Origin of the sequence: Leucobacter sp. L43 (assembly GCF_016597785.1) — a bacterium.
Taxonomy (GTDB): domain Bacteria; phylum Actinomycetota; class Actinomycetes; order Actinomycetales; family Microbacteriaceae; genus Leucobacter; species Leucobacter alluvii.
In genome coordinates, this window is sequence record NZ_JAENJG010000001.1 from 1 (window position 1) to 26,425 (window position 26,425).

General features: G+C 66.9%; 21 protein-coding genes. 15 read left to right on the forward strand and 6 right to left on the reverse strand.

Going from position 1 to position 26,425, the window contains the following annotated elements:
• Positions 1 to 276 precede the first annotated feature (276 nt).
• From JE033_RS00005 to mnhG, 6 genes are read left to right on the forward strand one after another with little or no spacing between them, the layout of a single operon-like run.
• Positions 277 to 3,168, forward strand: coding sequence for a Na+/H+ antiporter subunit A (locus tag JE033_RS00005; protein ID WP_234037030.1), 2,892 nt, complete (start codon positions 277 to 279; stop codon positions 3,166 to 3,168).
• On the forward strand, positions 3,165 to 3,674 hold the full coding sequence (locus tag JE033_RS00010) for a Na(+)/H(+) antiporter subunit C (RefSeq protein ID WP_090149479.1): 510 nt from the start codon (positions 3,165 to 3,167) through the stop codon (positions 3,672 to 3,674). Before JE033_RS00005 ends, JE033_RS00010 begins: the two co-directional genes overlap by 4 nt.
• The gene (locus JE033_RS00015) at positions 3,671 to 5,347 is read left to right on the forward strand and encodes a Na+/H+ antiporter subunit D (RefSeq protein ID WP_090149475.1); all 1,677 of its coding nucleotides are present in this window, start codon (positions 3,671 to 3,673) and stop codon (positions 5,345 to 5,347) included. The genes JE033_RS00010 and JE033_RS00015 overlap by 4 nt, the downstream gene beginning before the upstream one ends.
• Positions 5,340 to 5,918 carry a Na+/H+ antiporter subunit E gene (locus JE033_RS00020; RefSeq protein ID WP_090149470.1) on the forward strand — a complete coding sequence of 193 codons (579 nt, stop codon included), beginning with the start codon at positions 5,340 to 5,342 and terminating at the stop codon, positions 5,916 to 5,918. Before JE033_RS00015 ends, JE033_RS00020 begins: the two co-directional genes overlap by 8 nt.
• Positions 5,915 to 6,226, forward strand: coding sequence for a monovalent cation/H+ antiporter complex subunit F (locus JE033_RS00025; RefSeq protein WP_090149466.1), 312 nt, complete (start codon positions 5,915 to 5,917; stop codon positions 6,224 to 6,226). The genes JE033_RS00020 and JE033_RS00025 overlap by 4 nt, the downstream gene beginning before the upstream one ends.
• Complete coding sequence (mnhG, locus tag JE033_RS00030; RefSeq protein WP_200328633.1) at positions 6,219 to 6,629, forward strand: monovalent cation/H(+) antiporter subunit G; 411 nt, start codon at positions 6,219 to 6,221, stop codon at positions 6,627 to 6,629. Before JE033_RS00025 ends, mnhG begins: the two co-directional genes overlap by 8 nt.
• Before the next feature lie 77 nt (positions 6,630 to 6,706).
• Here mnhG and aceB read toward each other — a convergent pair whose 3' ends face one another.
• Positions 6,707 to 8,383 (reverse strand): malate synthase A, encoded by a 1,677-nt coding sequence (aceB, locus tag JE033_RS00035; RefSeq protein WP_200328636.1) that lies wholly within the window; start codon positions 8,381 to 8,383, stop codon positions 6,707 to 6,709.
• 52 nt (positions 8,384 to 8,435) lie between these two features.
• On the reverse strand, positions 8,436 to 9,740 hold the full coding sequence (gene aceA, locus JE033_RS00040) for an isocitrate lyase (RefSeq protein ID WP_090149453.1): 1,305 nt from the start codon (positions 9,738 to 9,740) through the stop codon (positions 8,436 to 8,438).
• 138 nt (positions 9,741 to 9,878) lie between these two features.
• Between aceA and JE033_RS00045 the strand changes: the two genes are divergently transcribed.
• The 4 genes from JE033_RS00045 (at position 9,879) to JE033_RS00060 (ending at position 13,441) form a co-directional block, all read left to right on the forward strand.
• Positions 9,879 to 11,357 carry an XRE family transcriptional regulator gene (locus JE033_RS00045; protein WP_200328638.1) on the forward strand — a complete coding sequence of 493 codons (1,479 nt, stop codon included), beginning with the start codon at positions 9,879 to 9,881 and terminating at the stop codon, positions 11,355 to 11,357.
• Positions 11,358 to 11,496: 139 nt separating this feature from the next.
• Entirely contained in the window at positions 11,497 to 11,961 is a 465-nt protein-coding gene (locus JE033_RS00050) for an FHA domain-containing protein (RefSeq protein ID WP_090149863.1), read from the forward strand.
• Position 11,962: 1 nt separating this feature from the next.
• Complete coding sequence (locus JE033_RS00055; protein ID WP_200328640.1) at positions 11,963 to 12,640, forward strand: MerR family transcriptional regulator; 678 nt, start codon at positions 11,963 to 11,965, stop codon at positions 12,638 to 12,640.
• A 234-nt stretch (positions 12,641 to 12,874) separates the two neighbouring features.
• Positions 12,875 to 13,441 carry a MerR family transcriptional regulator gene (locus JE033_RS00060; RefSeq protein WP_090149858.1) on the forward strand — a complete coding sequence of 189 codons (567 nt, stop codon included), beginning with the start codon at positions 12,875 to 12,877 and terminating at the stop codon, positions 13,439 to 13,441.
• 154 nt (positions 13,442 to 13,595) lie between these two features.
• Here JE033_RS00060 and JE033_RS00065 read toward each other — a convergent pair whose 3' ends face one another.
• A complete protein-coding gene (locus tag JE033_RS00065; protein ID WP_200328642.1) occupies positions 13,596 to 14,423 on the reverse strand; it encodes a ParA family protein in 828 nt (275 codons plus the stop codon).
• A gap of 209 nt (positions 14,424 to 14,632) precedes the next feature.
• Here JE033_RS00065 and JE033_RS00070 point away from each other — a divergent pair, with 209 nt between their 5' ends.
• Positions 14,633 to 18,040, forward strand: coding sequence for a pyruvate carboxylase (locus JE033_RS00070; RefSeq protein WP_200328644.1), 3,408 nt, complete (start codon positions 14,633 to 14,635; stop codon positions 18,038 to 18,040).
• Positions 18,041 to 18,097: 57 nt separating this feature from the next.
• Entirely contained in the window at positions 18,098 to 18,589 is a 492-nt protein-coding gene (def, locus tag JE033_RS00075) for a peptide deformylase (RefSeq protein WP_090149436.1), read from the forward strand.
• Positions 18,590 to 18,637: 48 nt separating this feature from the next.
• Here def and JE033_RS00080 read toward each other — a convergent pair whose 3' ends face one another.
• The gene (locus tag JE033_RS00080) at positions 18,638 to 20,488 is read right to left on the reverse strand and encodes a long-chain fatty acid--CoA ligase (protein ID WP_234037031.1); all 1,851 of its coding nucleotides are present in this window, start codon (positions 20,486 to 20,488) and stop codon (positions 18,638 to 18,640) included.
• 119 nt (positions 20,489 to 20,607) lie between these two features.
• On the opposite strand from JE033_RS00080, the gene JE033_RS00085 reads away from it, so the two are divergent.
• Positions 20,608 to 21,279 carry a lysophospholipid acyltransferase family protein gene (locus tag JE033_RS00085; RefSeq protein ID WP_200328648.1) on the forward strand — a complete coding sequence of 224 codons (672 nt, stop codon included), beginning with the start codon at positions 20,608 to 20,610 and terminating at the stop codon, positions 21,277 to 21,279.
• Between the two features lie 117 nt (positions 21,280 to 21,396).
• Complete coding sequence (locus JE033_RS00090) at positions 21,397 to 22,764, forward strand: class II 3-deoxy-7-phosphoheptulonate synthase (protein ID WP_090149426.1); 1,368 nt, start codon at positions 21,397 to 21,399, stop codon at positions 22,762 to 22,764.
• Between the two features lie 58 nt (positions 22,765 to 22,822).
• Here JE033_RS00090 and pknB read toward each other — a convergent pair whose 3' ends face one another.
• A complete protein-coding gene (gene pknB, locus JE033_RS00095; RefSeq protein WP_200328650.1) occupies positions 22,823 to 24,778 on the reverse strand; it encodes a Stk1 family PASTA domain-containing Ser/Thr kinase in 1,956 nt (651 codons plus the stop codon).
• Between the two features lie 94 nt (positions 24,779 to 24,872).
• Here pknB and JE033_RS00100 point away from each other — a divergent pair, with 94 nt between their 5' ends.
• Positions 24,873 to 25,238 carry an Rv2175c family DNA-binding protein gene (locus JE033_RS00100; RefSeq protein WP_370567870.1) on the forward strand — a complete coding sequence of 122 codons (366 nt, stop codon included), beginning with the start codon at positions 24,873 to 24,875 and terminating at the stop codon, positions 25,236 to 25,238.
• 51 nt (positions 25,239 to 25,289) lie between these two features.
• On the opposite strand, the gene JE033_RS00105 is transcribed toward JE033_RS00100, so the two are convergent.
• Complete coding sequence (locus JE033_RS00105; RefSeq protein WP_200328654.1) at positions 25,290 to 26,390, reverse strand: polyprenyl synthetase family protein; 1,101 nt, start codon at positions 26,388 to 26,390, stop codon at positions 25,290 to 25,292.
• Positions 26,391 to 26,425: the final 35 nt, after the last annotated feature.

A 26,425-nucleotide genomic window follows, 5' to 3' on the forward strand; every position in this document is an offset into this window, starting at 1 on the left:
GATTGCGCCGATGGTACTGCAAGGGGGACCTTGTGGGAGAGTAGGACACCGCCGGACACCTTTTACAGAAAGGGTCGTACAGTGTAAGCCAGAGACGGCACACACTGTACGACCCTTTCGCTATTTCAGGGCTCTCGTCGTCGACGATGAACAGGTTTCCCGGTCGTGATCGGGGCTTCGAGTGTTCGTTCTCAGGGGAATGAGTGTTTCACTTCCAGTAGACTGGTTCCAGAACTGAACGCCGACGGAACCGGAAGTGGGCCGCCTATGGGAGCGATGATGAGTGTCCTGCTCATCCTCGCTGTCGTATCCATCGCGACTCACCCGCTGGCTCGAGTACTCGGCCGCAACGTCTTCTTCGTAGGGGCGGCGCTCCTCGCAGCCGTTGCCGGCCTCTTCGCCGTGCTCGCGGTCCAGGTGTACAGCGGTGCGCCGGTCGTGGAGTCCTTCGCCTGGGTGCCGCAGCTCGACCTCACGCTGACGTTCCGGCTCGACACGATCTCCGTGCTCTTCGCATTGCTCGTCTCGGGGGCCGGTGCGCTGGTCCTGCTTTACTGCAGTCGCTATTTCGACGCGCACGAGCCGGGGCTCGAGCGCTTCGCCGCGGTGTTCATGGGGTTCGCGACGTCGATGCTCGGCCTCGTGCTCGCGGACGATGTCTATCTGCTCTTCATCTTCTGGGAAGGGACGACGATCTTCTCGTTCCTGCTCATCGGACACCTCACCCGTCTGCGCACGTCCACGGCCGCCGCTCTCCAAGCGCTCATGGTGACGACGCTCGGCGGACTCGCCATGCTCGTGGGCCTGGTGCTTCTCGCGAATCAGGTCGGCAGCTCGCTGCTCTCGGATATCGTCGCCACGCCTCCCCAGGGTGGCGTCGGCATCACGGCGGTGTTCTTGATCCTCGCCGGAGCACTCTCGAAATCGGCGATCTTCCCGTTCCACTTCTGGCTGCCGGGCGCCATGGCGGCGCCGACGCCGGTCAGCGCGTACCTGCACGCGGCGGCCATGGTCAAAGCAGGCATCTACCTGATCGCCCGCGTCACCCCGGCGTTCGGCGACGTGCCCGGCTATCGGGAGACGCTGGTCGTTCTCGGCGCCATCACCATGATCAACGGCGGCATTCGTGCGCTTCGCCAGTTCGACCTCAAGCTCATCGTGGCTCACGGTACCGTCAGCCAGTTGGGGCTGCTGGTCATGGTGTTCGGGGTGGGCGACCCGCGGGCGACCTTCGCCGGCTTCGCGCTGCTCTTCGCGCACGCACTCGCGAAAGCGCCACTCTTCCTCTCCGTCGGCGTCATCGACCATTCGACCGGCACCCGCGATCTGCGAAAGCTCAGCGGGCTCGGGAAGAAGATGCCGGTGCTCTTCGCGATCACGGTGCTGGCGTCGGCGTCCATGGCGGGGTTCCCGCCGTTCTTCGGTTTCATCGCGAAAGAGTCTGCGTTCACGGAGTTGCTCGAGGTCGGCCAGGAGCGGCCTCTGGCGATGGCGGCATTCGTGGTCGCAGTCGTCGGCAGCGTGCTCACGGTGGCATACATGGGTCGGTTCGTCTGGGGCGCATTCGCATCGAAGCCGCACGTCGAGACCTGCCGAGTCGCTCACGCGCCCGAGCGTTCGATCCTGATCGCTCCCGGCGTGTTCGCTGGTGCGACACTCCTGATCGGGCTGGTCGCGCCTGCAGCCGACGCGGTGCTGCTTCCACTGGTCAACGCGGAAGCCGCAGGTGTGAAGATCGAGCACCTCGCACTGTGGCACGGTGTGACGCCGGCCCTGTTCGCCTCGGCGGGGGTGCTCATCGGCGGGTCGTTGCTGGCCTGGGTGCTCAGTCGTACGACCCGGCGCATGCAGCCTCCCGTCGAGCGGTTCTCGGCATCGCACGCCTACTGGATAGTGACGCACTTCGTCGATTCGATCGCCGTGAAGCTCACGTCCATCACGCAGCGCGGCTCGCTTCCGTTCTATCTCGCGGTGATCCTGATCGTGCTCGTCGGAACGCTGGGCGGCACCGCACTCGCGACCGCCGAATGGCCCGGCGAATTCGTGCTGATCAGTTCTCCGGTGCAGATCCCGATCGCACTGGTGATGATCATCGCCGCCCTGTTCTCCCTGCGCGCACGCACGCGATTCCAATCGGTGGTGCTCGTCGGCCTGACCGGATACGGCATGGCCGCGATCTTCGCAATGCACGGGGCCCCAGATCTCGCGTTGACCCAGGCGCTCGTCGAGACCGTCACGCTCATCGCATTCGTGCTCGTCATCCGGCGCCTGCCCCAGCGGATCGGTCATCGCGCGAGCCGCCCCAAGAGGTGGCTCCGTGCGGGCATCGGCATCGGCGTCGGGCTCGTCTTCGGCATGCTGGCGGTCATCGCACTCGGATCGCGCATCGCGGAGCCGATCTCCCTGCAGCTACCCGAGCTCGCGTACGCCGGCGGCCACGGGAGCAACGTCGTCAATGTGATGCTCGTCGACATCCGCGGTTGGGACACGATGGGCGAGCTCTCCGTGATTCTGGCTGCCGCGACCGGCGTGGCGTCGCTCGTCTTCCTCAGCACCCGTGTCGACAACCGCCCGAAGCTGAGCCGGCGGGACGCGCGGAGGGCCGCGCAGGAACACCTGCTCCGCGTCGCAGACCCCAACGATCCCGCGCGCCGCATGACCTGGCTTCTGGCGGGACGGCACCTCGATCCGGCGCGCCGCTCGATCCTGCTCGAAGTCGTGGTGCGTCTCATCTTCCACGCGCTGATCATTCTGTCGATCTACCTGCTCCTGACCGGGCACAACTCGCCGGGAGGCGGATTCGCGGGCGGGCTCGTCGCCGGGCTCGCGCTCGTCGCGCGGTACCTCGCAGGCGGCCGCCACGAACTGGGGGCTACGGTTCCGCTCGATGCCGGCCGCATTCTCGGCGCTGGGCTCGCCATCGCGGTGTCGATGGCGTTCATCCCCATGCTCTTCGGGCAATCGGCACTGGCGTCGGCGTGGGTCGATATCGATCTCGGCATCTTCGGCTCCATTCCGCTGGTGACCTCGACGCTCTTCGACATCGGCGTGTACCTGGTCGTCTTCGGGTTGATTCTCGACGTGCTCCGGAGTCTCGGCGCCGAAATCGATGAGCACGAAGAGGCGGATATCGCCTCGTTCGAGGAAGAGGAGGTGAGCTCGCGATGACGATGCCACTCGTTCTGGTCGCCGTGATGGTGGTGATGTACGCCTGCGGTGTCTACCTCATGCTCGATCGGTCGTTGACGCGCCTGCTGCTCGGCTTCCTCCTCGTGGGCAATGCGACGAACCTGCTCATCTTCTTGATGTCGGGAAGCTTCGGAGCTGCGCCGATCTACGGAGAGGCGTCGGCCGAGGAGATGAGCGATCCGCTCCCGCAGGCGTTCATTCTCACGGCCATCGTCATCACATTCGGCGTCAGCGCCTTCCTGCTCGCGCTCATCTACCGGTCGTGGCGCCTCGCGCACGACCATGACGACCGCGTGCAGGACGACGATTCCGATCTGGAGCTCGCCACGACGCGCGCACTGGCAGCGACCGAGGTCACCGACGAAGACCTCGCGGAGACGCAGGAGTACGACGACGAGGACTACGCCGAATCCGGCGCAGACATCGCACCGAGCGGCAAGCCAGCCTCCGATGCATCCGAGACCGCGGGGGAGCCGAAGACATGATTCAGCTCGTTCCGCTCGCCGTGCTCATCCCGCTCGCGGGGGCCGCCTTCGCACTTGCCGTGCCCGGGCACCGCCGCTTGCAGCAGGGAATCACGCTGTTCGCCCTGAGCGCCGTCGTGCTGCTCAGCGGCGCGTTGATGTTCCTGGTGGATGCGCACGGCACGCTCGTCATGGAGGTCGGCGGCTGGGCGGCTCCGTTCGGCATCGCACTGGTCGTGGACCGGGTGTCGGCGCTCATGCTCACGGTGTCATCGATCGTGCTCCTCGGCGTCTTCCTCTTCTCGCTCGGTCAGGGCCTCGCCGACGGAGACGAAGACACGCCGGTGTCGATCTACTACCCGACGTACCTCGTGCTCGGTGCCGGCGTGTTCAACGCGTTCATCGCGGGCGACCTCTTCAACCTCTACGTCGGCTTCGAGATCCTGCTCGTGGCGAGCTACGTGCTCATCACGCTCGGAGGGACTGCGCAGCGCATTCGCGCCGGCGTGACGTACGTCATCGTGTCGCTCGTGTCGTCCGTGCTCTTCCTCGCAGCGATCGGGTTGATCTACGGCGCCACGGGCACGGTGAACATGGCGCAGCTCACGGTGCGGATCGCGGAGCTGCCGAGCGAGGTGCAACTCCTGCTCAATCTGGCACTGCTCATCGCGTTCGGCATCAAGGCCGCCGTCTTCCCACTCGCCTTCTGGCTGCCGGACTCGTACCCGACGGCCCCGGCTCCGGTCACGGCGGTGTTCGCCGGATTGCTGACGAAGGTGGGCGTGTACGCCATCATTCGGACGCAGACGAAACTGTTCCCGGATTCGAGCGTCGACCGATTGCTCCTCATCATCGCGGGACTGACGCTCCTGGTCGGCATTCTCGGCGCCGTCTCGCAACTCGACATCAAACGGCTGCTGTCGTTCACGCTCATCAGCCACATCGGGTACATGATCTTCGGAATCGGCATGGCCAATGCAGCCGGCTTCGCCGCGACGATCTACTACATCGCGCATCACATCATCGTGCAGACGACCCTCTTCCTCGCCGTCGGTCTGGTCGAACGACAAGGCGGGACCACCTCGATCTCCGGTCTCGGCGGCTTGATGCGCACTGCGCCGTTCATCGCCATCCTCTTCTTCATCCCGATGCTGAACCTCGGCGGCATCCCCCCGTTCTCAGGGTTCATCGGGAAGCTCGGGCTCTTCACGGTCGCCGCCGATGTCGCGAGCCCAGAAGCGTACTGGCTCATCGGCATCGGGGCGCTCGTCTCCCTCCTCACCCTCTATGCGTTGGCGCGCGCGTGGGTGCTCGCGTTCTGGCGAGCACCGGCGCAGCAGGGAAGCGATCCGAAATCCGCGAAGCCCACCACCACGGAAGCCGTCATGCTGCGCGAGCGCGAGCAGGCGCTCTTCGAGCGCTTGCAGGACGCGCCAGATGCGCAGCCGCAGGCCGAGCAGAAGGAGATCCCGAAGCTGATGTTCGTGGCGACCACCGGCATGGTCGCCATCAGCGTCACACTGACCATCTTCGCGGGTCCGCTCTACGCGTACGCGACCCGGGCAGGAGAAACCCTCGCCGAGCCGGGTATCGTCGTGGAACAGGTGCTCGGCGACGGCTCTGGAGCCGGCTCGGGCGGACCCGGCGGTGGGAGCGGCCAGACCACGCTCGAAGAGGGGGAATCGCATGAGTGATGCACCCACGGAGCTCGCGGGGGAATCACCCCGCGAAGCCCGTCGACGCGAATTTGGCGTGCGGCTGCACGAACTGCCCCTCGTGATCGGTCTCGTCGTTCTCTGGATGATGCTCTGGCACGAGGTGTCACTGCTTTCGGTGCTCAGCGGTCTGGTCATCGCCGTGTTCGTCATGCGACTGTTCTACCTCCCGCCCGTGGAGCTCGCCGGTCGATTCAATGTCTGGCATGCACTGCGGTACCTGGGGTACTTCATCTGGCACCTGGCGCGCGCCTCATGGGGAGTCGCATGGCTGGCCGTGCGCCCCGGACCGGTGCCGACGACGTCGATCATCGCGGTGAAGCTCACCACGCGGTCCGACTTCATCATGACGATGGTCGCGCTCACGAACTCCTTGATCCCAGGATCTCTCGTGACCGAGATCGATCGATTCAACTCGACGCTGTACCTGCACGTGCTGAATACGCCGACGCAGCGCGAGCTGACGCAGATGCGACGTAGCGTGTACACCATCGAGCGCCTGCTGGTGATGGCAGCCGGGTCCAAGCAGGAAGTGCAGGCCCTGACATGAGCAACATCACGCAGCTCCTGCTCATCGCGGCTGGCATCGGTCTCACCGTGACCGCCCTCGCCGCCATCGTGCGCATCGTGCGCGGGCCGACGATTCTGGATCGCATGATCGCCTCCGATGTGCTCCTCACGACGCTGATGCTCGCCGTCGGCGCTGACATGGTGGCGCGCGGTCACACGGACACCATCCCGCTGATGACGGTGATCGCCGCCACGGCGACGCTCGCGACGATCGTCGTCGCCCGCTTCGTGAAGCGGCGCGCGGAGCAGCCTCCCCACCAGCAGCCGAAGGAGACGGGACATGTTTGATGCCGTACTCGATCTGATCGCGGCCGTCTGCATCTTCCTCGCCGCCGTGCTCTCAGTCGCGGCGGGAGTCGGCATCATCAGGTTCCCCGACGCGCTCAGCCGTCTGCACGCGGCAACGAAGCCCCAGATCTTCGGGCTTCTGCTGACGATCACGGCGATCGCGCTCGAGGAACGGTCCGTCGCGACGCTGCTCGCCCTGGTGCCGGTCTTCGTGTTTCAATCCCTCACCGCTCCCGTGGCCGCGCACATGGTGGGTCGCGCTGCGTATCGCACGGGGCAACTCGACACGACCACGCTCGTGGTCGACGAGTTGGCGCCGGCCATCGAGCGCAGCGAGGAGTCTTTCGCGCGTCGCCCTGAACGGGAGAACGACGCTGGATCGGGGCCTTCGAAATCCGGCTGACGTGCAGCGAGCCGGGCCCGACGGGACCCGGCTCGCTGTCGACGACTCCTCGTGCGCGTCGTGGTGGAACTGCCTCGCTACGCGTCGACCAGGTATCGGCTGTAGGCCGGAACGGTCAGGAACGTCGGGAAGTCGTCGCCGAGCGCCACGTCGGTGAAGAGCTCAGCAGCGTCGTCGTAGCGATCGCCGTCCGCGCGTTCGAAACCGGCGACGGCCTCAGCGACGAGCTCGGCGACCCATTCCCGAGTGATCCGCGTGCCCTCGGCAGTCGACTGATCCTGATGGATCCACTGCCAGATCTGGGAACGGCTGATCTCGGCGGTCGCCGCGTCCTCCATCAGATTGTCGATGGCGACCGCGCCCAGTCCGCGGAGCCAGGCCTCGATGTACCGGATGCCGATCGAGACGTTCTCGCGCACGCCGGCCTCAGTGATATCCCGACCGATCCGCACGTCGAGCAGCTGAGCCGCGGTCACATGCACGTCATCGCGCTGCCGATCGACCTGGTTCGGGCGCTCACCGAGCACCGCATCGAACTCGGCTTGTGCGACGGGGATGAGGTCTGGGTGCGCCACCCACGTGCCGTCGAACCCGTCGCCGGCCTCACGGTGCTTGTCCGCGCGGACCTTCTCCTCCGCACGCGCTGTCACCTGCGGGTCCCGACGGTTGGGAATGAAGGCACTCATCCCGCCGATCGCGTGGGCGCCGCGCTTGTGGCAGGTCTGCACGAGCAGCTCGGTGTAGGCGCGCATGAACGGCACGGTCATGGTCACTTCACTGCGGTCCGGGAGCACGAAGCGAGCTCCGCGACCGCGGTAGTTCTTGATGATCGAGAAGATGTAGTCCCATCGCCCGGCGTTCAGTCCGGCGATGTGGTCCCGCATCACATACAGGATCTCTTCCATCTCGAAAGCCGCTGGAAGCGTCTCGATGAGCACGGTCGCGCGAATGGTGCCGTGGGGGAGACCGAGCGCCTCCTCGGTGAAGGTGAAGACGTCGTCCCACAGCTTCGCCTCTTCGCTCGACTCGAGCTTGGCGATGTAGAAGTACGGTCCCCGTCCTCGCGATACGAGCTCGCGCGCGTTGTGGAACGCGTACAGTCCGAAGTCGACGAGGCTGCCCGACGCTGCACCGGCACGTCCATGCGTGTCCGTGAAGCGGAGGTGCTTCTCGACGAGGTGCCACCCGCGGGGCCTCATGACGATCGTCGGGGTGCGCTCGGCGGTGACCCGGTACTCCTTGCCGGCCTCGCTGGTGAAGGCGAGCTGCTCGCGAATCGCGTCGAAGAGCGAGATCTGGCCGCCGATGACGTTGCGCCACGTCGGGCTCGTCGCGTCTTCCTGATCTGCGAGCCAGACGCGAGCGCCGGAGTTCATCGCGTTGATCGTCATCTTCGGGTCGGTGGGGCCGGTGATCTCCACGCGCCGATCCTCGAGACCCGGGCCCGCGCCGGCGACGCGCCAGTTCGGATCCTCTCTGATCGCCCGAGTCTCCTCGCGGAACTTCGGATCGCGTCCGTTGCCGATCTCGTAGCGGCGTCGCTGTCGGTCGGCGAGACGCTCGTGCCGAGTGCTGGCGAAGCGGTCGTGCAGGCGAGTCAGGAACTCGAGGGCATCGGGCGTGAGGATCTCTTCGCTGCGGGGGAATGGACGTCCGAGCACCTCGAACCGCGACGGCGATGTCGTGCTCTCGGATGTGCTGGTGCGTTCGGTGGTGGCGGTCTGCAGCTGCAGTCCCGCCTGGGTCGTCGTCATGATCTGCTCCTCGATATGAGTGGTGTCGGGTGAATTCGGTGGGGACCGTCGCTCAGTGGAACTGGCCCTCTTCGGTGGAGCCGACGAGTGCGAGGGTCGAGGCGTCCGGGTTGAGTGCGGTGGAGATCGCGTCGAAGTATCCGGTGCCGACCTCGCGCTGGTGCTTCGTCGCCGTGTAGCCGCGCGCCTCGTCTGCGAACTCGCGCTCCTGCAGTTCGACGTACGCCGACATCCCATCGCGGGCGTAGCCGTGCGCCAGGTCGAACATCGACGAGTTCAGTGCGTGGAATCCCGCGAGGGTGATGAACTGGAAGGAGAAGCCCATCGCTCCGAGCTCGCGCTGGAACTTCGCGATCGTCTCGTCGTCCAGGTGCTTCTTCCAGTTGAACGAGGGAGAGCAGTTGTAGGCGAGCATCTGATCCGGGAACTCGGCCTTGACGCTTTCGGCGAACTGGCGCGCCAGCTCCAGGTCGGGGGTGCCGGTCTCCATCCAGATGAGATCGGAGTACGGTGCGTAGGCCTTCGCCCTCGCGATGCACGGTGCGAGGCCGTTCGTGACCTTGTAGAAGCCCTCCGCCGTGCGCTCTCCGGTGACGAACGGACGATCGCGCTCGTCGACGTCCGAGGTGATGAGCGTCGCGGCCTCGGCGTCGGTACGGGCGATGATGACGCTGGGCACGCCGGCGACGTCGGCCGCGAGGCGCGCGGAGTTCAGCGTGCGCACGTGCTGCTGCGTGGGGATCAGCACCTTGCCGCCGAGGTGACCGCACTTCTTCTCGCTCGCGAGCTGATCCTCCCAGTGCACGCCGGCGGCACCGGACGCGATCATCGACTTCATGAGCTCGTACGCGTTGAGGGGTCCGCCGAAGCCGGCCTCGGCATCGGCGACGATCGGAACCAGCCAGTCCTCGACGGTGCTGATGCCTTCGGAGTGCTCGATCTGGTCAGCGCGGAGGAGTGCGTTGTTGATGCGGCGCACGACCTGCGGCACCGAGTTCGCGGGGTAGAGCGACTGATCGGGGTAGGTGTGGCCCGAGATGTTGGCGTCGGCGGCCACCTGCCAGCCCGAGAGGTAGATCGCGCGCAGGCCGGCCTTCACCTGCTGCACGGCCTGGTTGCCGGTGAGTGCTCCGAGGGCGTTCGTGTAGCCGCCGGTCGGGGTCTCGCTGGTGAGCTGGCTCCACAGCTTCTCGGCGCCGCGGCGCGCCAGCGTGTGCTCCTCCTGCACGGTTCCCCTGAGCTTGACGACGTCGGCGGCGGTGTAATCGCGGGTGATTCCGTCCCAGCGCGGGTCGTTCTCCCAGTCCCAGGCGAGCTGCTCGGCGGATGAGGGGGTCTGCGATGCGTCGTTGGTCACGATGACTCCTGTGTTCGGCCCGAAGGCGTGTTTTCCGTGTAGTTCCATCCTGGGGGGTGCTCACCAGTCGCATTGGGCACTTCGGGGGGTGAAGAATTGGAGTATTTTCACTTGCCGGAAGAAAGTGCGTCTGCGAGGATGAGCCGCATGACTCTTCTCGATATCGATCCGGCGCAGACGACGAGCGGCGAAGCCGCGGGCGATGCGCTGCTCCTCGGGCGCCGCGTCCGCGCGCTGCGCACCTCGCGGGGCCTGACTCTGGAGCAATTGGCGCGTGCCGTCGACCGCGCACCGTCCCAGCTCTCCGCGATCGAGAACGGGAAACGGGAACCCCGGCTCCCGATGCTCAGGTCGTTGGCGGTGGCGCTCGGCGTGACGGTGGACACCCTGCTCGACACGGAGGCGCCCTCGGAGCGCGCCGCCCTCGAGATCGCGGTGGAGCGCGCGCAGCGAGGAACCGTGTTCCAGTCACTCGGTCTGCAGCCGATCCGCGTCTCCAAGGCGACGAGCGACGAGACGCTCCAGGCGATCCTCGGGCTGCATCAGGAAGTCGAACGGCTCCATCGGGAGCGCGCTGCGACACCGGAGGAGGCTCGGCGTGCGAACACCGAACTCCGGGCGCAGATGCGCAGCGTCGGCAACTACTTCGCCGAACTCGAGGGCGCGGCCACCGGTCTCCTCGACAGCGTCGGGTACGCGGGCGGCCCGGTGTCGCAGCAGACGATCGCGAACATCGCGGAGCGCCTGGGGTTCAGTCTGCATTACGTCTCCGACATGCCGCACTCGACGCGCTCCGTGATCGATCGCCGCAACGGCAGGGTGTATCTGAGCGGCGCGGTCCCATCGCGAGATGCGCGCGCCCCGATCCTGCGCGCGCTCGCGAGTGTGGTCTGCGGGCACGAGGAGCCGAGCAGCTATGGCGAGTTCTTGCGGCAGCGCGTTGAGGCCAACTATCTCGCGGGCGCCGTGCTGCTCCCGGAGGCGGCGGCCGTTCCGCTGCTCGCCGAAGCGAAGCAGCAGCGACAGATCTCGATGGAGGATCTGCGCGATGCCTTCGGCGTCTCTTACGAGATGGCGGCCCACCGGTTCACCAATCTGGCGAGTGAGCGACTCGGGCTCGAGGTGCACTTCATGAAGGCGCACGAATCGGGGACGCTGATCAAGGCGTATGAGAACGACGGAGTGCGATTCCCGTCGGACGCGCTCGGGAACTTCGAGGGAGCAACCGTGTGCCGGAACTGGACCGCGCGGACGGTCTTCGGGCAGCCCGACCGGTTCAACCCGTGGTACCAGTACACCGACATGGCGGCGGGGGGCACCTACTGGTGCACTTCGCGGGTCGAGAAGGCGAAAGAAGGGCAGTACTCCGTGAGCGTCGGGGTGCGCTTCTCCGACGTGAAGTGGTTCCGTGGGCGGGAGACGGCCCATCGTTCTCAGTCCTTCTGCCCGGACGATCAGTGCTGCCGGCAGGCCTCGGCCGAATTGACCCGGAAGTGGGAGGCGGCTGCGTGGCCCGAGGCGGCGACGCCGACGAGCCTGCTCGCGGCGCTGCCGACGGGAACGTTTCCCGGCGTCGACGCCCACGAGGTCTACGCGTTTCTCGAATCTCACGAATAGCGGGGAAGTTGCTGGACGCCACGCCGTGAGCGTCGACAAAAGTCGCCGCCGACGTGCGCCGGGAGCCTCGCCTGCGATAGCGTAGAAGTGTCGAGCCGAACGGCTTGCTGAGGCCCCGAGTGAAGAAGTGGGTGAGGACATGAGCAGCGACAATCATGCCCGTCGCGCAGAGAGCACGGAAGTGCGATCGACCCAGCAGTTCCGAGAAGATCTGGGCGCACTCATTCGCACGCGGGCGACCGATCTGACGATCGACGAGCGGGAAGCGGTGGAAGCCCTTCCCTCCGGTGCGGCGCTTCTCGTCGTGAGGCGCGGCCCCGATCAGGGCGCGCGCTTCCTCCTCGACCAGGATGTCACGGTCGCCGGTCGTCATCCGGCGGTGGACATCTTCCTCGACGACGTGACCGTATCCCGACGACATGCGGAGTTCCGCCGCAGCGGTACGACGTTCTCGGTCGCCGACCTCGGTTCGCTCAACGGCACCTTCTGCGACGGGACCCGGATCGACGGTTCGGTCGTGCTGCAGGACGGCGCAGAGGTGCAGGTCGGCAAGTTCCGCTTCACCTTCTTCGCCTCCCGATTCGATCTCGCCGAGGAGAACTAGCGTGGCGGCCTCCCAGGCCCGCCAAAACCCTTCAGGTCTCCTCAGCATCGGTCACGTGCTGGCCCGGCTGCAGGACGACTTCGCCGACCTGACCCCCTCGAAGCTGCGCTTCCTCGAGGAGCAGGGGCTCGTCACGCCTGAGCGAACGAAGTCGGGCTATCGAAAATTCTCGCAGGCGCACATCGAACGCCTGCGGTTGATTCTCACGCTGCAGCGCGATCACTACCTGCCGTTGAAAGTCATCGCGGAGGTGCTCGAGGAACTCGACGCCGGCCGTGACCCGATCATCCCCGGAGCTGCGCCGCGCAGCGCCTCGAGCATTCTGGCGCCGAAGCGCGTCCTGAGCAGTGAAGAGCTGCGGCGATTGACCGGGGCGAGCCCGCGGTTCATCGGCGAGGCGATCGCGGCTGGCCTGCTGCCAGCAGCCGAGGTGTTTCCGCACGACGCGGTCGCGCAGGTGACCGCGCTGTTGAAGCTCTCCGAGCAGGGCATCACTCCGCGTCACCTCCGGCCGCTGCGCGTCGCGGCCGAGCGCGAGGCCGAACTCATCGGTCATGCCGTCTCGACGCGGGGCGTGAAGGCGGCGTCGCCTGCTGCGATGGAAGGGGCGCTCGAGATCGCGGATCACCTCGACACGGTGCGCGCCGGCGTGTTGCGACGGAGGATCGGCAACGCCTGACGACGCGAACTTCGGCGCGTTTTCAACCCTCAAGTTCCACTTGAGGTCGACACGCGATAATTAACCCTCAACGGTCGTTGCACCAGGGCGAGGTGCTCGATAGCGTTGGTGAAGTTCGGCGCCCATCCTTGCGTGCGCCGATGTGAAAGGAACACGATGGAGCACACTCAGCGGCCCGGCGGCGACGCGGCGATTCCGCCGGCGCACGTCGGCACGGAGTCGGACGGGGCAGCAATGGCCGAGTCGTTCACCTCGTTCTCCATCGACGCTGATGTGCTGTTCGACGACGGCCTTCCGCGCCCGAATCAGGACGGCGGATTCAAAGGCGCCACGGCAGCCCGCGCGGCCGGCATCACCTACCGCCAGCTCGACTACTGGGCTCGCACCGGCCTCGTCGAACCGACCGTGCGCAGCGCCAAGGGATCCGGCTCGCAGCGCCTCTACGGCTTCCGAGACATCCTCGTACTCAAGCTCGTGAAGCGTCTGCTCGACACCGGAATCTCACTGCAGCAGATCCGCACCGCCGTGGCGCAGCTGCACGAAGCCGGCGTCCACGACCTGTCGCAGACGACGCTCATGAGCGACGGAGCGAGCGTCTATCTCTGCACCTCGAACGACGAGGTCATCGACCTCGTGAGCCGCGGGCAAGGGGTCTTCGGCATCGCCGTCGGCAAGGTGCTCCGCGAAGTGGAGACGTCTCTGGTCGACATGGACGAGCACCGTGAGGAGACCGCGTCGGAGACGACGGGGACCGCGGTCGACGAGCTGGCAGCTCGGCGGGAGACCCGCAAGATCTCCTGACTCGGAGGAGTGGCGCGCGTCGGAGTGGCGCGCGTCCTGCGAACTCGAACGGGGTCAGCTCCGCGACGACTCAGATTCGCGAGAGCTCAGCTCCGCGATGCCCAGTATCGAGCGCGTCGAGGCAGGGCACTCGACGCAGTGCGAGAGCTCGCGCTCAGTTCTCCACGACGGTAGCAGTGGGAGCGTTCGAAGCTCCGGCGCGCCCGGCGTCCATACCGGCAGATCGAAGAATCCGATCGAGCACCAGGTCGAAGTTCGCGGCCATCTCCTGAGAGGCTTCGCCCGGCCACATGTGCACCGGCTTCGCGGCGCCCTGCGCCTGCTGCAGCGAAAGGCGCTCAGGGAGCTGCGGGCTGAGCACCAAGGGGCCGAACATCTCGCGGAGCTCCCGAATGCGGAACTGGTGCTCCAGCGACTGGGGCTGCGTGCGATTGATGAGGATTCCGAGCGGCTGCAGACGAGGGCTGACGCCGCGCCGAATCTCTTCGATCGCGCGAAGCGCGCGGTCGGTGGCCGCGACGGCGAACAGACTCGGTTCAGCGACGACGAGCACGCGATCGCTCGCCGCCCATGCAGTTCGGGTCAGGGCGTTCAACGAAGGTGCGCAGTCCACGAGGACGAGGTCGTACTCGGACTCGACGACCGCGAGGGCCTCTTCGAGCTTCCAGATGTCGCGTGTGGAGGGGTGGGGGCCGTCGAAGTTGATCGCCGAGGGGCTGCCGACGAGGAGGTCGATCTTGCCGCCCTCGTGGTAGTCGTTCCAGCCGCTGTGCGCGATGGCGCTCCGAACCGTCTTCTCCTTCGGGCTCTCGAGCACGTTCGCGACGTTGGCGAACCCCTCGGGGTTCACGGCCAGACCCGTCGACACGTCGGACTGCGGATCGAAGTCGACGACCAGTGTCCGCAGGCCGCGGGAAAACGCGGCTGAAGCGAGGCCGAGCGTCACGGTCGTCTTGCCGACGCCGCCCTTGAGGGAACTCACACTCAATACATGCACGTGGCAAGTTTAGTGGATTCGCCCCGTGCGTCGCCTGACTTCGTCGTGGGCGAACGGAATCGTCGACCCCGGGCCGGCGGCTCCCGCCGCAGTTCGCCATATGACCACTCGCGCGTGACCGACCATGTATCTTGATATCGAACCAGTTCGACGGTGCGAGCACCCGGCGGCGAGAACAGTAGCAAGGAGGCGGAGTGTTCCAGAAGATCTTGGTGGCGAATCGTGGTGAGATCGCGATTCGGGCGTTTCGAGCGGCGCACGAGTTGGGTGCGCAGACGGTCGCAGTGTTCCCGTACGAGGACCGCAATTCCCTGCATCGGCTGAAGGCCGACGAGGCGTACCTGATCGGCTCGGTGGGGCATCCGGTCCGCGCATACCTGGACGTCGCCGAGATCGTGCGGGTCGCCGTCGAGTCGGGCGCGGATGCGATCTACCCGGGGTACGGCTTCCTGTCGGAGAATCCGGATCTCGCGGCGGCCGCCGATGCCGCCGGCATCCGGTTCATCGGGCCGGGCAAGACCGCGCTCGAGATGGCGGGCAACAAGGTCGCCGCGAAGGAGCATGCGATCGCGGCGGGGGTTCCCGTCCTGCGATCCACTCCGCCGTCGACCGACATCGAAGCGCTGGTCGCCGGCGCCGAGGAGATCGGGTTCCCCGTGTTCGCGAAGGCGGTCGCCGGCGGCGGCGGACGAGGGATGCGGCGAGTGGAGCGGGTCGAGGATCTGCGTGACGCGCTGGCTGCGGCCATGCGCGAGGCGGAGTCCGCGTTCGGCGACGCGACGATGTTCATCGAGCAGGCCGTGCTGCGCCCGCGGCACATCGAAGTGCAGGTGCTCGCGGACTCGACCGGGGCGACGGTGCACCTGTTCGAGCGGGACTGCTCCGTGCAGCGCCGCCATCAGAAGGTCGTCGAGATCGCGCCGGCTCCGAACCTGACGGAGGAGAAGCGGGCAGAACTCACACGCGACGCGATCGCGTTCGCGGAATCGATCGGGTACGAGAACGCCGGGACCGTGGAGTTCCTCCTCGACACCGCGGGCGAGCGCGCCGGGGAGCACGTCTTCATCGAGATGAATCCGCGCATCCAGGTCGAGCACACGGTGACCGAAGAGGTCACCGATGTCGATCTGGTGCGTGCGCAGATGCGGATCGCGGCGGGGGCGACTCTGGCTGAACTCGAATTGACCCAGGATCGCATTCAGCTGCGAGGCGCAGCGCTGCAGTGCAGGATCACCACGGAGGATCCGGTCAACGGGTTCCGGCCCGACCTGGGCCGCATCACCGCGTACCGTTCGCCGGGCGGCGGCGGGGTGCGCCTCGACGGCGGCACGATCGAGGTCGGTGCGCAGATCAGCCCGCACTTCGACTCGATGCTGGCGAAGCTCACCTGCCGCGGGCGTTCGTTCGAGGACGCGGTGCGCCGCGCGCAGCGGGCGCTCGCCGAGTTCCGCATTCGCGGCGTCGCGACGAACATCCCGTTCCTCCAGGCCGTTCTCGCCGACACCGATTTCCAGTCCGGCGACATCTCGACCCAGTTCATCGGCGAACGCCCGGAACTGCTCAAGATGAACGCGTCCAAGGATCGCGCGACACGGTTGCTGCAGCACGTGGCGAACGTCACCGTGAACCAGCCGCACGGCCCCCGTCCCGAACTCATCGATCCCGAGGCCAAGCTGCCCCGTCTCGATCTGTCACGGCCAGCGTCTGCGGGGAAGCGGCAGCTCCTCCTGGAGATCGGGCCGGAAGCCTACGCGCGTCAGCTGCGCGAGCAGACCGCGCTCGCGGTGACCGAGACCACGTTCCGCGACGCCCATCAGTCGCTGCTCGCGACGCGCGTGCGCACGAAGGATCTCGCGCGCGTGGCTCCGTATGTGGCGCGCATGACGCCCGAGCTGTGGTCGGTCGAGGCGTGGGGCGGTGCCACGTACGACGTCGCCCTGAGGTTCCTGGGGGAGGACCCCTGGGAGCGACTTGCGAAGCTGCGCGAGGCGCTCCCGAACGTACCGATTCAGATGCTGCTGCGCGGCCAGAACACGGTCGGGTACACCCCGTACCCCGAGCAGGTCGCACAGGCCTTCGTGCGGGAAGCGGCGTCGACCGGAGTGGACGTCTTCCGCATCTTCGACGCGCTCAACGACGTGAACCAGATGCGTGTCGCGATCGACGCGGTGCGAGAGACCGGCACAGCGGTCGCCGAGGTCGCGATGTCGTTCACCGGCAATCTGCTGAGCCCGGCGGAGGACAAGTACACCCTGGACTACTATCTGCGTCTCGCCGAGCAGATCGTCGATGCCGGCGCGCATGTTCTCGCGATCAAGGACATGGCGGGGCTGCTGCGCCCGGCTGCCGCGGCGAAGCTCGTCACCGCGCTCCGCGAGCGGTTCGATCTCCCGGTGCATCTGCATACGCACGACACTCCGGGCGGGCAGCTCGCAACGCTGCTCGCGGCGAGTGCTGCCGGGGTGGATGCGGTCGACGCCGCATCGGCGCCGATGTCAGGCACGACCAGTCAGCCGTCGTTGTCCGCACTGGTGGCGTCGCTCGCCGACACGGATCGCGATACGGGCCTCTCGCAAGACGCCGTCTTCGCGCTCGAACCGTACTGGGACGCCGTGCGCTCCGTGTACCGCCCGTTTGAATCCGGGCTCCCGAGCCCGACCGGGCGCGTGTACACGCACGAGATCCCTGGCGGGCAGCTCTCCAACCTGCGGCAGCAGGCGATCGCGCTGGGACTGGCCGACAATTTCGAGAAGATCGAGGATCTGTACGCCGCCGCCGACCGCATCCTCGGCCGCATTCCGAAGGTGACACCGTCGTCGAAGGTCGTCGGCGATCTCGCCCTGCACCTCTCGGCGGTGGACGCCGATCCGGCGGACTTCGAAGCCCACCCGGAGAAGTACGACATCCCCGACTCAGTGGTCGGGTTCCTCGCCGGAGAGCTGGGCGAGATCCCAGGCGGGTGGCCGGAACCCTTCCGCAGCAAGGTGCTCAAGGGTCGCACCGTGAACATCGATGTCGCGCCCGTTTCCGATGCGGACGCTGCGCTGCTGAACGGGTCGAGCGCTGAGCGGCGCGAGACGCTCAATCGCCTCCTCTTCCCGCAGCCGACCCAGCAGTACTCGGACGTCCGCGAGCAGTACGGCGACGTCTCGGTGCTCGATACAGCGGACTACCTCTACGGCCTGCAATCGGGCGAGGAGCGCGCGATCGATCTCGCGAAGGGCGTGCGGCTGTACGTGGGACTGGAGGCCATCGGCGAAGCCGACGACAAGGGCCTGCGAACCGTGATGGTGCGCGTGAACGGCCAATTGCGTCAAGTCTTCGTCAAGGATGAATCCGTGAAGGTCGAGGCGGTGCTCGCGGAGAAAGCCGATCGTTCGGCGCCGGGGCACGTCGCTGCACCGTTCTCGGGCACAGTGACCGTGAAGGTCGCGGAGGGCGACGTCGTCGAGGCCGGTCAGCCGGTCGCGTCCATCGAGGCGATGAAGATGGAGGCCGCGATTACGGCGCCGATCTCCGGTCGCATCGAGCGGATCGTGTTCACGGGTACGCGCGGACTCGAATCCGGCGACCTCATCGCGGTCGTCTCCCGGGCGGAGTAGCAGCACGAGCGCCTCGGTGCAGACTCGCGCTGCAACGAGGCACTAGGCTCGGGTGCCATGGCAATTCGTGAAATCAGGGTCTTCGGAGATCCCGTGCTTCGCACCGTGTGCGATCCGGTCGTCGAGATCGACGAGGGTGTCAGGGCCCTCGTGCAGGATCTGCTCGACACCGTCGATATGGAGGGTCGAGCCGGGCTCGCGTCCACGCAGATCGGACACACGCTCCGGGTGTTCAGCCTGCACATCGACGGCGAACTCAGTTACGTGATCAATCCGGAGATCGTCGCGCTCGAGGGGGAGCCGGTGCTGACCGGCGAAGGATGCCTCTCGGTGCCGGACCTCTGGTTCGACGTGGCGAGGTACCCTCGGGCGACCGTGCGCGGCATCGACCTCGACGGGCACCCGGTCGAGATCGCCGGTGATGGCCTGCTCGCGCAGGCGCTGCAGCACGAATGCGATCACCTCGACGGAAAGCTCTACCTCTCGCGTCTCGATCGCGATACGCGCGGCGAGGCCATGCGTCAGATCCGCACCTCGAGCTGGTTCTGATCGTCCTGGGCGCGGCCCGGTGGACCTCCGCCCGAGATGCGGCGCCGACTACCTGACGACGGAGACGTTCTCCGTCTGCGGATGCTCTCCGTAGATGTCGGCGATCTCTCCCGCGAAGTCGCGGAGGATGTTGTCCCGTCGGATGCTCATCTTCGGAGTGAGGTGACCGTTGGCCTCGATGAACTCTGTCGGCAGGATCACGAACTTCCGGATGGACTCGGCGCGGGAGACGTACGCATTGCCCTGGTCGACGGCCTGCTGCACCTCAGCGAGCACCTTCGGGTGCACTGCAGCCTCCTCGAGAGTCATCGTCGCGTCCTCGCCGTGATTGTTCAGCCACGGTGCGAGCATCTCGGGATCGAGGGTGATGAGCGCTGAGATGAACGGACGCTGATCTCCGACGACGACGACCTGACCGATGATCGTGTGCGAGCGGATGGGATCTTCGAGTGCGGCTGGGGCGACGTTCTTGCCGCCTGCCGTGACGATGATCTCTTTCTTGCGTCCGGTGATGGAGAGGTACCCGTCGTCGTCGAGCGAGCCGATGTCCCCGGTGCGGAAGAACCCGTCGTCGGTGAACGCCTCGCGGGTGGCCTCCGGGTTGTTCCAGTACTCCTTGAAGACATCGATGCCCTTGACCTCGATCTCACCATCCTCCGCGATTCGGACCGTGTGTCCGGGAAGCGGCGGGCCGACCGTGCCGATCTTGAACTTGTTCGGGAGATTGACGGTGGCGGGCGCCGTGGTCTCGGTCAAACCGTAGCCCTCGAGGATCTTGACGCCGAGGCTGCGGTAGAAGTGGCCGAGGTAGTGGCTGAGGGGAGCGGAGCCCGAGACGGCGAAGCGCACCTTGCCGCCGAGCTTCTCGCGAAGCTTGCCGTAGACCAGCTTGTCGAAGACGCGGAACTTCACGCCGAGCATGAACGGCACCTTGCCGGCATCGAGCGCCTCGGAGTGGGCGACGGCCACCTTGGCCGCGGCCCGGAAGATCTTGCCCTTGCCCTCGGCCTCGGTCTTCTGCTCCGCCGAGTTGTAGACCTTCTCGAACACCCGCGGCACGGCGAGCAGGAACGTCGGCTGGAACGAGCTGAGCGCCGGGAGCAACTGGCTGGTGTCGGCCTGGTGCCCGACGCGCACGCCGGCGTGCACCGACATGACGGAGATGAAACGGGCGAACACGTGAGCCAGGGTGACGAACAGCAGCGTCGCGGCACCGGGCTGCTGCACGACGTCGGAGAGCGCCGCGGCCGCGTTCCGCGAGAGATCGACGAAGTTCGCGTGCGTCAGCACGCACCCCTTCGGCCGCCCCGTCGATCCCGACGTGTAGATCACGGTCGCGATGTCCGCGCCCTGGGCGAGCGCGCGACGGCGATCGATCTCCGCGTCGTCGACGCCCGCGCCGGCCGCGCGAAGCTCGGCGAGCGCGCCCTGGTCGAGGCGCCACGTCAGCCCGACCGCAGGGAGATCGTCACGGATCTCCTCGAATCGCGCAGCGTGATCGTCCGTCTCGGTGATGACGGCACGGGCACCGGAATCCTCGAGCACCCAGTGCACCTGCAGCGGCGAAGAGGTCTCGTAGATCGGCACCATGACCGCGCCGGCATAGTGGATCGCGAAATCGACGAGCGTCCACTCGTAGCTCGTCTTGCACATGAACGCCATGCGATCGCCGGGCTCGATGCCGGCAGCGACGAATCCCTTCGCGAGGGCCACCACGTCCGCGCGGAAAGCGGTCGCGCTGATGTCGCGCCAGCCATCGCCGGCCGGAACGGCGAACAGGGCCCGATCGGGGGTCGCCTGCACCCGCTGCTCCAGGAGGTCCGTTATGTTGTCCTCTGGCACCGGTGGGACGAGGATCGGGGTCTCGGACTGATTCACGGCAGCTCCTTCGATACTCATGTATCCGTCATACGCGACGCGGCGTCTCGCGTCGCACCTTGCTCTGCCACCCTATATGCATACCTCCGTCGCACCTCCGGCTCCGGTAGGGTGTTCTCAGTCGAGAGGAATCGTGGGCTGTGCTCTACTGGATTTTTAAACACCTGATCATCGGGCCGATCTTGAAAACGATCTTCCGCCCGTGGCTGGAGGGTGCCGAGAACATTCCGGCGACCGGACCGGTGATCATTGTAGGAAACCACCTCTCGGTGATCGATTCCTTCTTCATGCCGACGATGATCGACCGACGCGTGTACTTCCTCGCGAAGAGCGACTACTTCACCGGGAAGGGGCTGAAGGGCTGGCTGGTGAAGTCCTTCATGACCGCGGTCGGCCAGCTTCCGATCGACCGGTCGGGTGGCAAGGCGTCGGAGGCGTCGCTGAACACCGGGCTCAGCGTGCTGGATCGCGGGGACGTGCTCGGCATCTACCCCGAGGGCACCCGCAGCCCCGACGCGCGGCTCTATCGCGGTCGGACCGGTGTCGCTCGTCTCGTGCTCGAATCGGGGGCGGTGGTGGTTCCGGTGGTGATGATCGACACGGAGAAGGCCATGCCGATCGGCGCGAAGGTCCCGAAGATCCGTCGCATCGGCACCGTCGTCGGCAAGCCCCTCGACTTCAGTCGCTTCTCGGGGATGAGCGCCGATCGGTTCGTGCTGCGCAGTGTCACGGACGAGATCATGCTCGAGATCCAGAAGCTCAGCGGGCAGACCTACGTCGACGTCTACGCGTCGAGCGTCCGCAACCGCTAGCGCCGTTCGCTGCGGGCATCGGTCGCACTTCGTGCCTGCGCCCCGTGAGGCAGTAGGCTGATACGGTCGCGGCCGATCGCCGCGATATTTCTGTACCCACTCACGTAAGGGATCGACATGACGAGCCAGATTCACGAGACTGCTGCCGAACGAGCGTTCGCGGAGCTCGACGCCTATCAGGCGCTCGAGGCCAAGCAGCAGCCCGTCTGGCCCGATCCTGACGCCGTTGCCTATTCGGCTCGCGAGCTCTCGTCGCAGCCGCCGCTCGTGTTCGCAGGGGAAGCGGACCAGCTGCGCGACCGCCTCGCGGCCGCGGCGCGCGGCGAGGCGTTCCTGCTGCAGGGCGGCGATTGCGCTGAGACGTTCTCCGCGGCGACGGCCGACCGCATCCGCGATCGCGTGAAGACGCTGCTGCAGATGGCGGTCGTCCTCACGTACGGCGCTTCGATGCCCGTGATCAAAGTCGGGCGCATGGCGGGGCAGTTCGCGAAGCCGCGGTCGAGCAACGACGAGACTCGCGAGGGCGTCACCCTGCCGGCCTACCGCGGCGATCTGGTGAACGGCTACGATTTCACCACCGAATCCCGTACGGCCGATCCCGCACGCCTGGTGCAGGGCTACCACGTCTCCGCTTCGACGCTCAACCTGATCCGCGCGTTCACGCAGGGCGGCTTCGCTGACCTGCGGCAGGTGCACGCCTGGAACCAGGGCTTCATCTCGAATCCGGCGAACCAGCGGTACGAATCGCTCGCCGGCGAGATCGACCGCGCACTCCGGTTCATGGCGGCATGCGGCGTCGACAACACGGCGCTCACTCAGACCGAGTTCTACGTCAGCCACGAGGCCCTGCTCCTCGACTACGAGCGCCCGCTGACGCGTGTCGATTCGCGCACGGGAGATCTGTACGACACCTCCGGGCACATGCTCTGGATCGGAGAGCGCACCCGCGATCTGGACGGCGCCCATGTCGAGTTCCTCTCGCACGTGCGCAATCCGATCGGCGTGAAGCTGGGACCGACGGCCACCGTCGACGACGCTCTCCGCCTCATCGACAAGCTCGATCCCGAGCGCGAGCCGGGCCGCTTGACCTTCATCACCCGAATGGGCGCCGGAAAGATCCGCGACGTCCTTCCTGGCCTGCTCGCCGGAGTGCGCGACGCGGGAGCGACACCGCTCTGGGTGACCGATCCGATGCACGGCAACGGCATGACGACGGCGACCGGGTACAAGACCCGCCGCTTCGACGACGTCATGGACGAGCTGCGAGGCTTCTTCGAGGCGCACCGTGAAGTCGGCACCTACCCCGGCGGGATCCACATCGAGCTCACGGGCGACGACGTGACGGAGTGCCTGGGTGGGTCGGAGAACATCGACGAGGCGACATTGGCCACCCGGTACGAGTCGGTCTGCGATCCCCGTCTGAATCACATGCAGTCGCTGGAGCTGGCGTTCCAGGTGGCAGAAGAGCTGAAGAAGATCTCTTAGCCCGCTCGCGTTCAGGTGCCCGCGTTTCGGATCGTCTCCGGAGCGCGGGCACCGCGCGTTAGAGCGAGATCGTGCTTCTGATGCGGATCTCGGTGCCCGCTGGTACCTTCTCGCCGGAGGCCGGGTCGGTTCCCGTGGCCTTCGCGAAACTGCGCAGCGCGTCGGGTACGAGCGTGGTCGGGGTGAAGCCGGCCGCGCTCAAGGTGTCCATGGCCTCCTGCAGGTCGAGACCGGACACGTCGGGCACGGGGAAGAGTTCGGGGCCCAGCGAGATCTCGAGGCCCACGGCATCGCCGGGGCGCATCGGGTCGGTCTGGGGGAGCAGGGCGATGACGGAGCCCTGCTCCACGTCGCTGCTGTAGGACTCGCTCCCAGCTGCGGGATCAACGGTCAGCGAGCTCTCGGCGAGGCGGGCCGTCGCGGCATCCGCCGTGAGTCCCGCCACATCGGGAACGCTGCCCGCCGAGGTGATCAGGTCGATGGTTGCACGCTCGGGATACGTGTCGCCGAGGGCGTCGCCGTTCGACCCGAGCGCCGCGAGCACGGTACCGGGCTCATCGTCGGAGAAGCGTTGTTCCAAGACCTGGCCGACCGTGAACCGCTGCTCTTCGATCAGGGATTCGGCCTCCTCGAGCGACAAGCCGACCAGGGTGGGAACGGGAAGCAGCTGCGGGCCCGTCGACTGGCAGAGCTGGATCGGCGTGCCGCGATCGACGCGCGCACCAGACGCTGGCTCCGTCGACGAGGCGTGTCCTTCTGGCACCTCCAGACTCGAGCACTCGGCGAGCGTCACGACGAGGTCGCGCTCCTCGAGCGTCGCCTGCGCGGCCGCGATCTCCGCGCCGGAGACGTCGGGGATGGTCACCTGAGATCCCGGTCCTTGACCGAACCACCAGCCCAAGCCGCCGGCGGCGGCGATCAGGAGCACGGCGAGCAGAGCCGAGAGCCGGCCGCGTCGCTGACGGACTCGGCCGGCTTCCGCCGCGCGATCGATGGGAGCGGCCGTCGACGATGCAGCGGCACTGGCGTTGAGCTCGGGGGCGACTGCGGTCTCTGAAGCGTCGGGGGCGCTGCCGACCGCCCACCGCTCGGACGGATCGAGCACGGACGTCGAGGGCGTCGGGGTTCCCTCATCGGAGATGCGGGGGAGGACGCGCGTCGAACCGGCGGGGGCTTCCCCCCGGGTGATCGCCCGCAGCGACTCGAGCGCTTCGCTCGCATCGCGCGGTCGCTCGTCGGGCTCGCGACGGGTCATCCAGAGCACGAGCGCGTCGAGCGCCGGGCTCGCCTCAGCGCTCTGGAGCGATGGAGCGGGCACGTCCGAGTGGGCGTGCTGGTAGGCGATCTGCATCGGCTGCTCGCCGACGAACGGCTGCACGCCGGTGAGCATCTCGTAGAGCATGATGCCGAATGCGTAGAGGTCGCTCCGCGCATCGGCGATTCCCCGCGTGACGAGCTCGGGCGAGAGGTACGCGATGGTGCCGAGCAGCGCCTGACCCGTGGTCGTGTTCGCGCTGACTGCGCGGGCAAGCCCGAAGTCGCCGAGCTTGATCCGCCCGTCGTCTGCGAGCATCACGTTCTCGGGTTTGAGGTCGCGATGGACGATCCCCGCCCCGTGGGCTGCGGCCAGGCCCGAGAGCACCGCATCCCCGATCTCGAACGACTGCTCGGCGGTCAGATGCCGTTGCTGCTTCAGGAGCTCCCGCAGCGTGATGCTCGGCAGATACTCCATGACCAGGTAGGTGCGCCCGAGATCGTGCCCCTGGTCGAACACGTTGACCAGATTGGGATGGGAGAGGCGGGCCGCACTTCTGGCCTCCTGCTCGAAGCGGCGCGTGAAGTTCGCATCCTCCGCCAGATGCTCGTGCATCACCTTGACGGCGACGCGGCGCTCAAGCCTCAGATCCGTTGCGAGGTACACCATCGCCATGCCGCCGCGCGCGATGCGCGACCTGATCGCGTAACGGCCGTCGAGCGTCTGCCCGATCAGCGGGTCGGAGGGCACGGTGGTCACCCGGAGAGTCTACGGAAGTTTCGATGGCCGTTTCATGATGCGCGCCGGGCTCGCGCGGATTGCGTTCACCCGTTGCCGCTGGCAGAGTGGACCCGTGGCAGAGAACACCGCTTCAGACCGTAGCCCGTTGACGACCGCTCCCATGCTCGGCGTCCCCGAACTCGTGGACCGCCTCGGCATCACTCCCGGCCGGCTCCATCGCCTCATCGAGGATCGCGTACTCGCGTCGGTGCGCATCGACGGCGTCCTGCGGGTTCCTGCAGAGTTCTTGCAGGGCGACGAGCCGCTGCCATCGCTTCGCGGCACGCTGCTCGTGCTCGACGACGCAGGCTTCTCCGAGGAGGAAGCGGTGCTCTGGATGCTCTCGGTGAACGACGAGCTGGGGGAGCGGCCGATCGATTCGCTTCAGGCCGGCCGGAAGAGCGCGGTGCGTCGCGCGACGCAGTCGCTCGCCTTCTGACCTCTCGTGCGCGTGGTTCGTTGAGAACTCCGGGTCGCGCCTCGGGCGATCTCAGAACTCGCGTCGCGCCGCCCGGTCGGCGAGCCGCGTCAGCGCCTCGCTCGCGTCACGGCGGGTCGGGGAATGCTCGAGCGAGGAGATCGCTCGTTCGACATTGCGCGCGATCATCTGCTCGACTCGATCGACTGCCCCGCTCTCGCGAATGGTGCGCTGGAGGATCGCGACCTGTTCCGGCTCGAGATCGTTGCCGAGCAGGTCGTCGAAGATGCGCCGCTGGGTTCCGGGCAGGTTCTCGCGCGCGAGCGTGACCAGGACAGTTCGCTTGCCCTCGACCAGGTCGTCGCCCGCGGGCTTGCCCGTGATCGATGCGTCTCCGAATACGCCGAGGAGGTCGTCGCGGAGCTGGAACGCGACGCCGATGGGGAGGCCGTAGTCCCGCAGGGCCTGCTCCTGCTCCTCATCGGCGCCGGCGAGCGCCGCGCCGATCAGGAGCGGCGCCTCGACGCTGTACTTCGCCGATTTGTAGACGAGCACCCGGGTCGAGCGTTCCAACTGCTCGTCGTGCGCGGCGAACTCGCTCTGCTGCTCCTCGAGCACGTCGAGGTACTGACCGACGGCGACCTCGCTCCGCATGCGGTTGAAATGCGCTCGCGCGGCCTGCGCCGCGCCCGGGCTGATCGCGGCGGCGCACGCACGCTGCATGAGTTCGTCGGCCCACGACTGCAGGAGATCTCCGAGCAGAATCGCGCCGGCGATTCCGAAGTGCTCGGGGTCGCCGGCCCAGCGATGGCCGCCGTGCAGCTCGGCGAACACGCGGTGCACGGAAGGGCGGCCGCGACGGGTGTCCGATCGGTCGATGATGTCGTCGTGGATGAGTGCTGCGGCGTGGAAGAACTCCAGCGCACACGCGGCATCGAGCACCGGGGCGGCCGGGCCGTGGACGTCGTCGATGATGTCGAGCTCGCGCACGGACCGGTAGCCCAGGATCGCGAACTGCGCACGGAACCGCTTCCCGCCCGTCAGGAAGCGCTTCGCCTCATCCAGCAGCGGCGCGGCGTCCGCCCCGAGCGCCGCGAGCTCGTTGCGATGCTGTTCGAGGATGTCGCCGATGCGCTCCTGAATGAGGCCTGCGAGTCGCGTCGTTTCTTGCACGCGCCTAGCCTACTCACGGCTGCGGGTCGTAGACT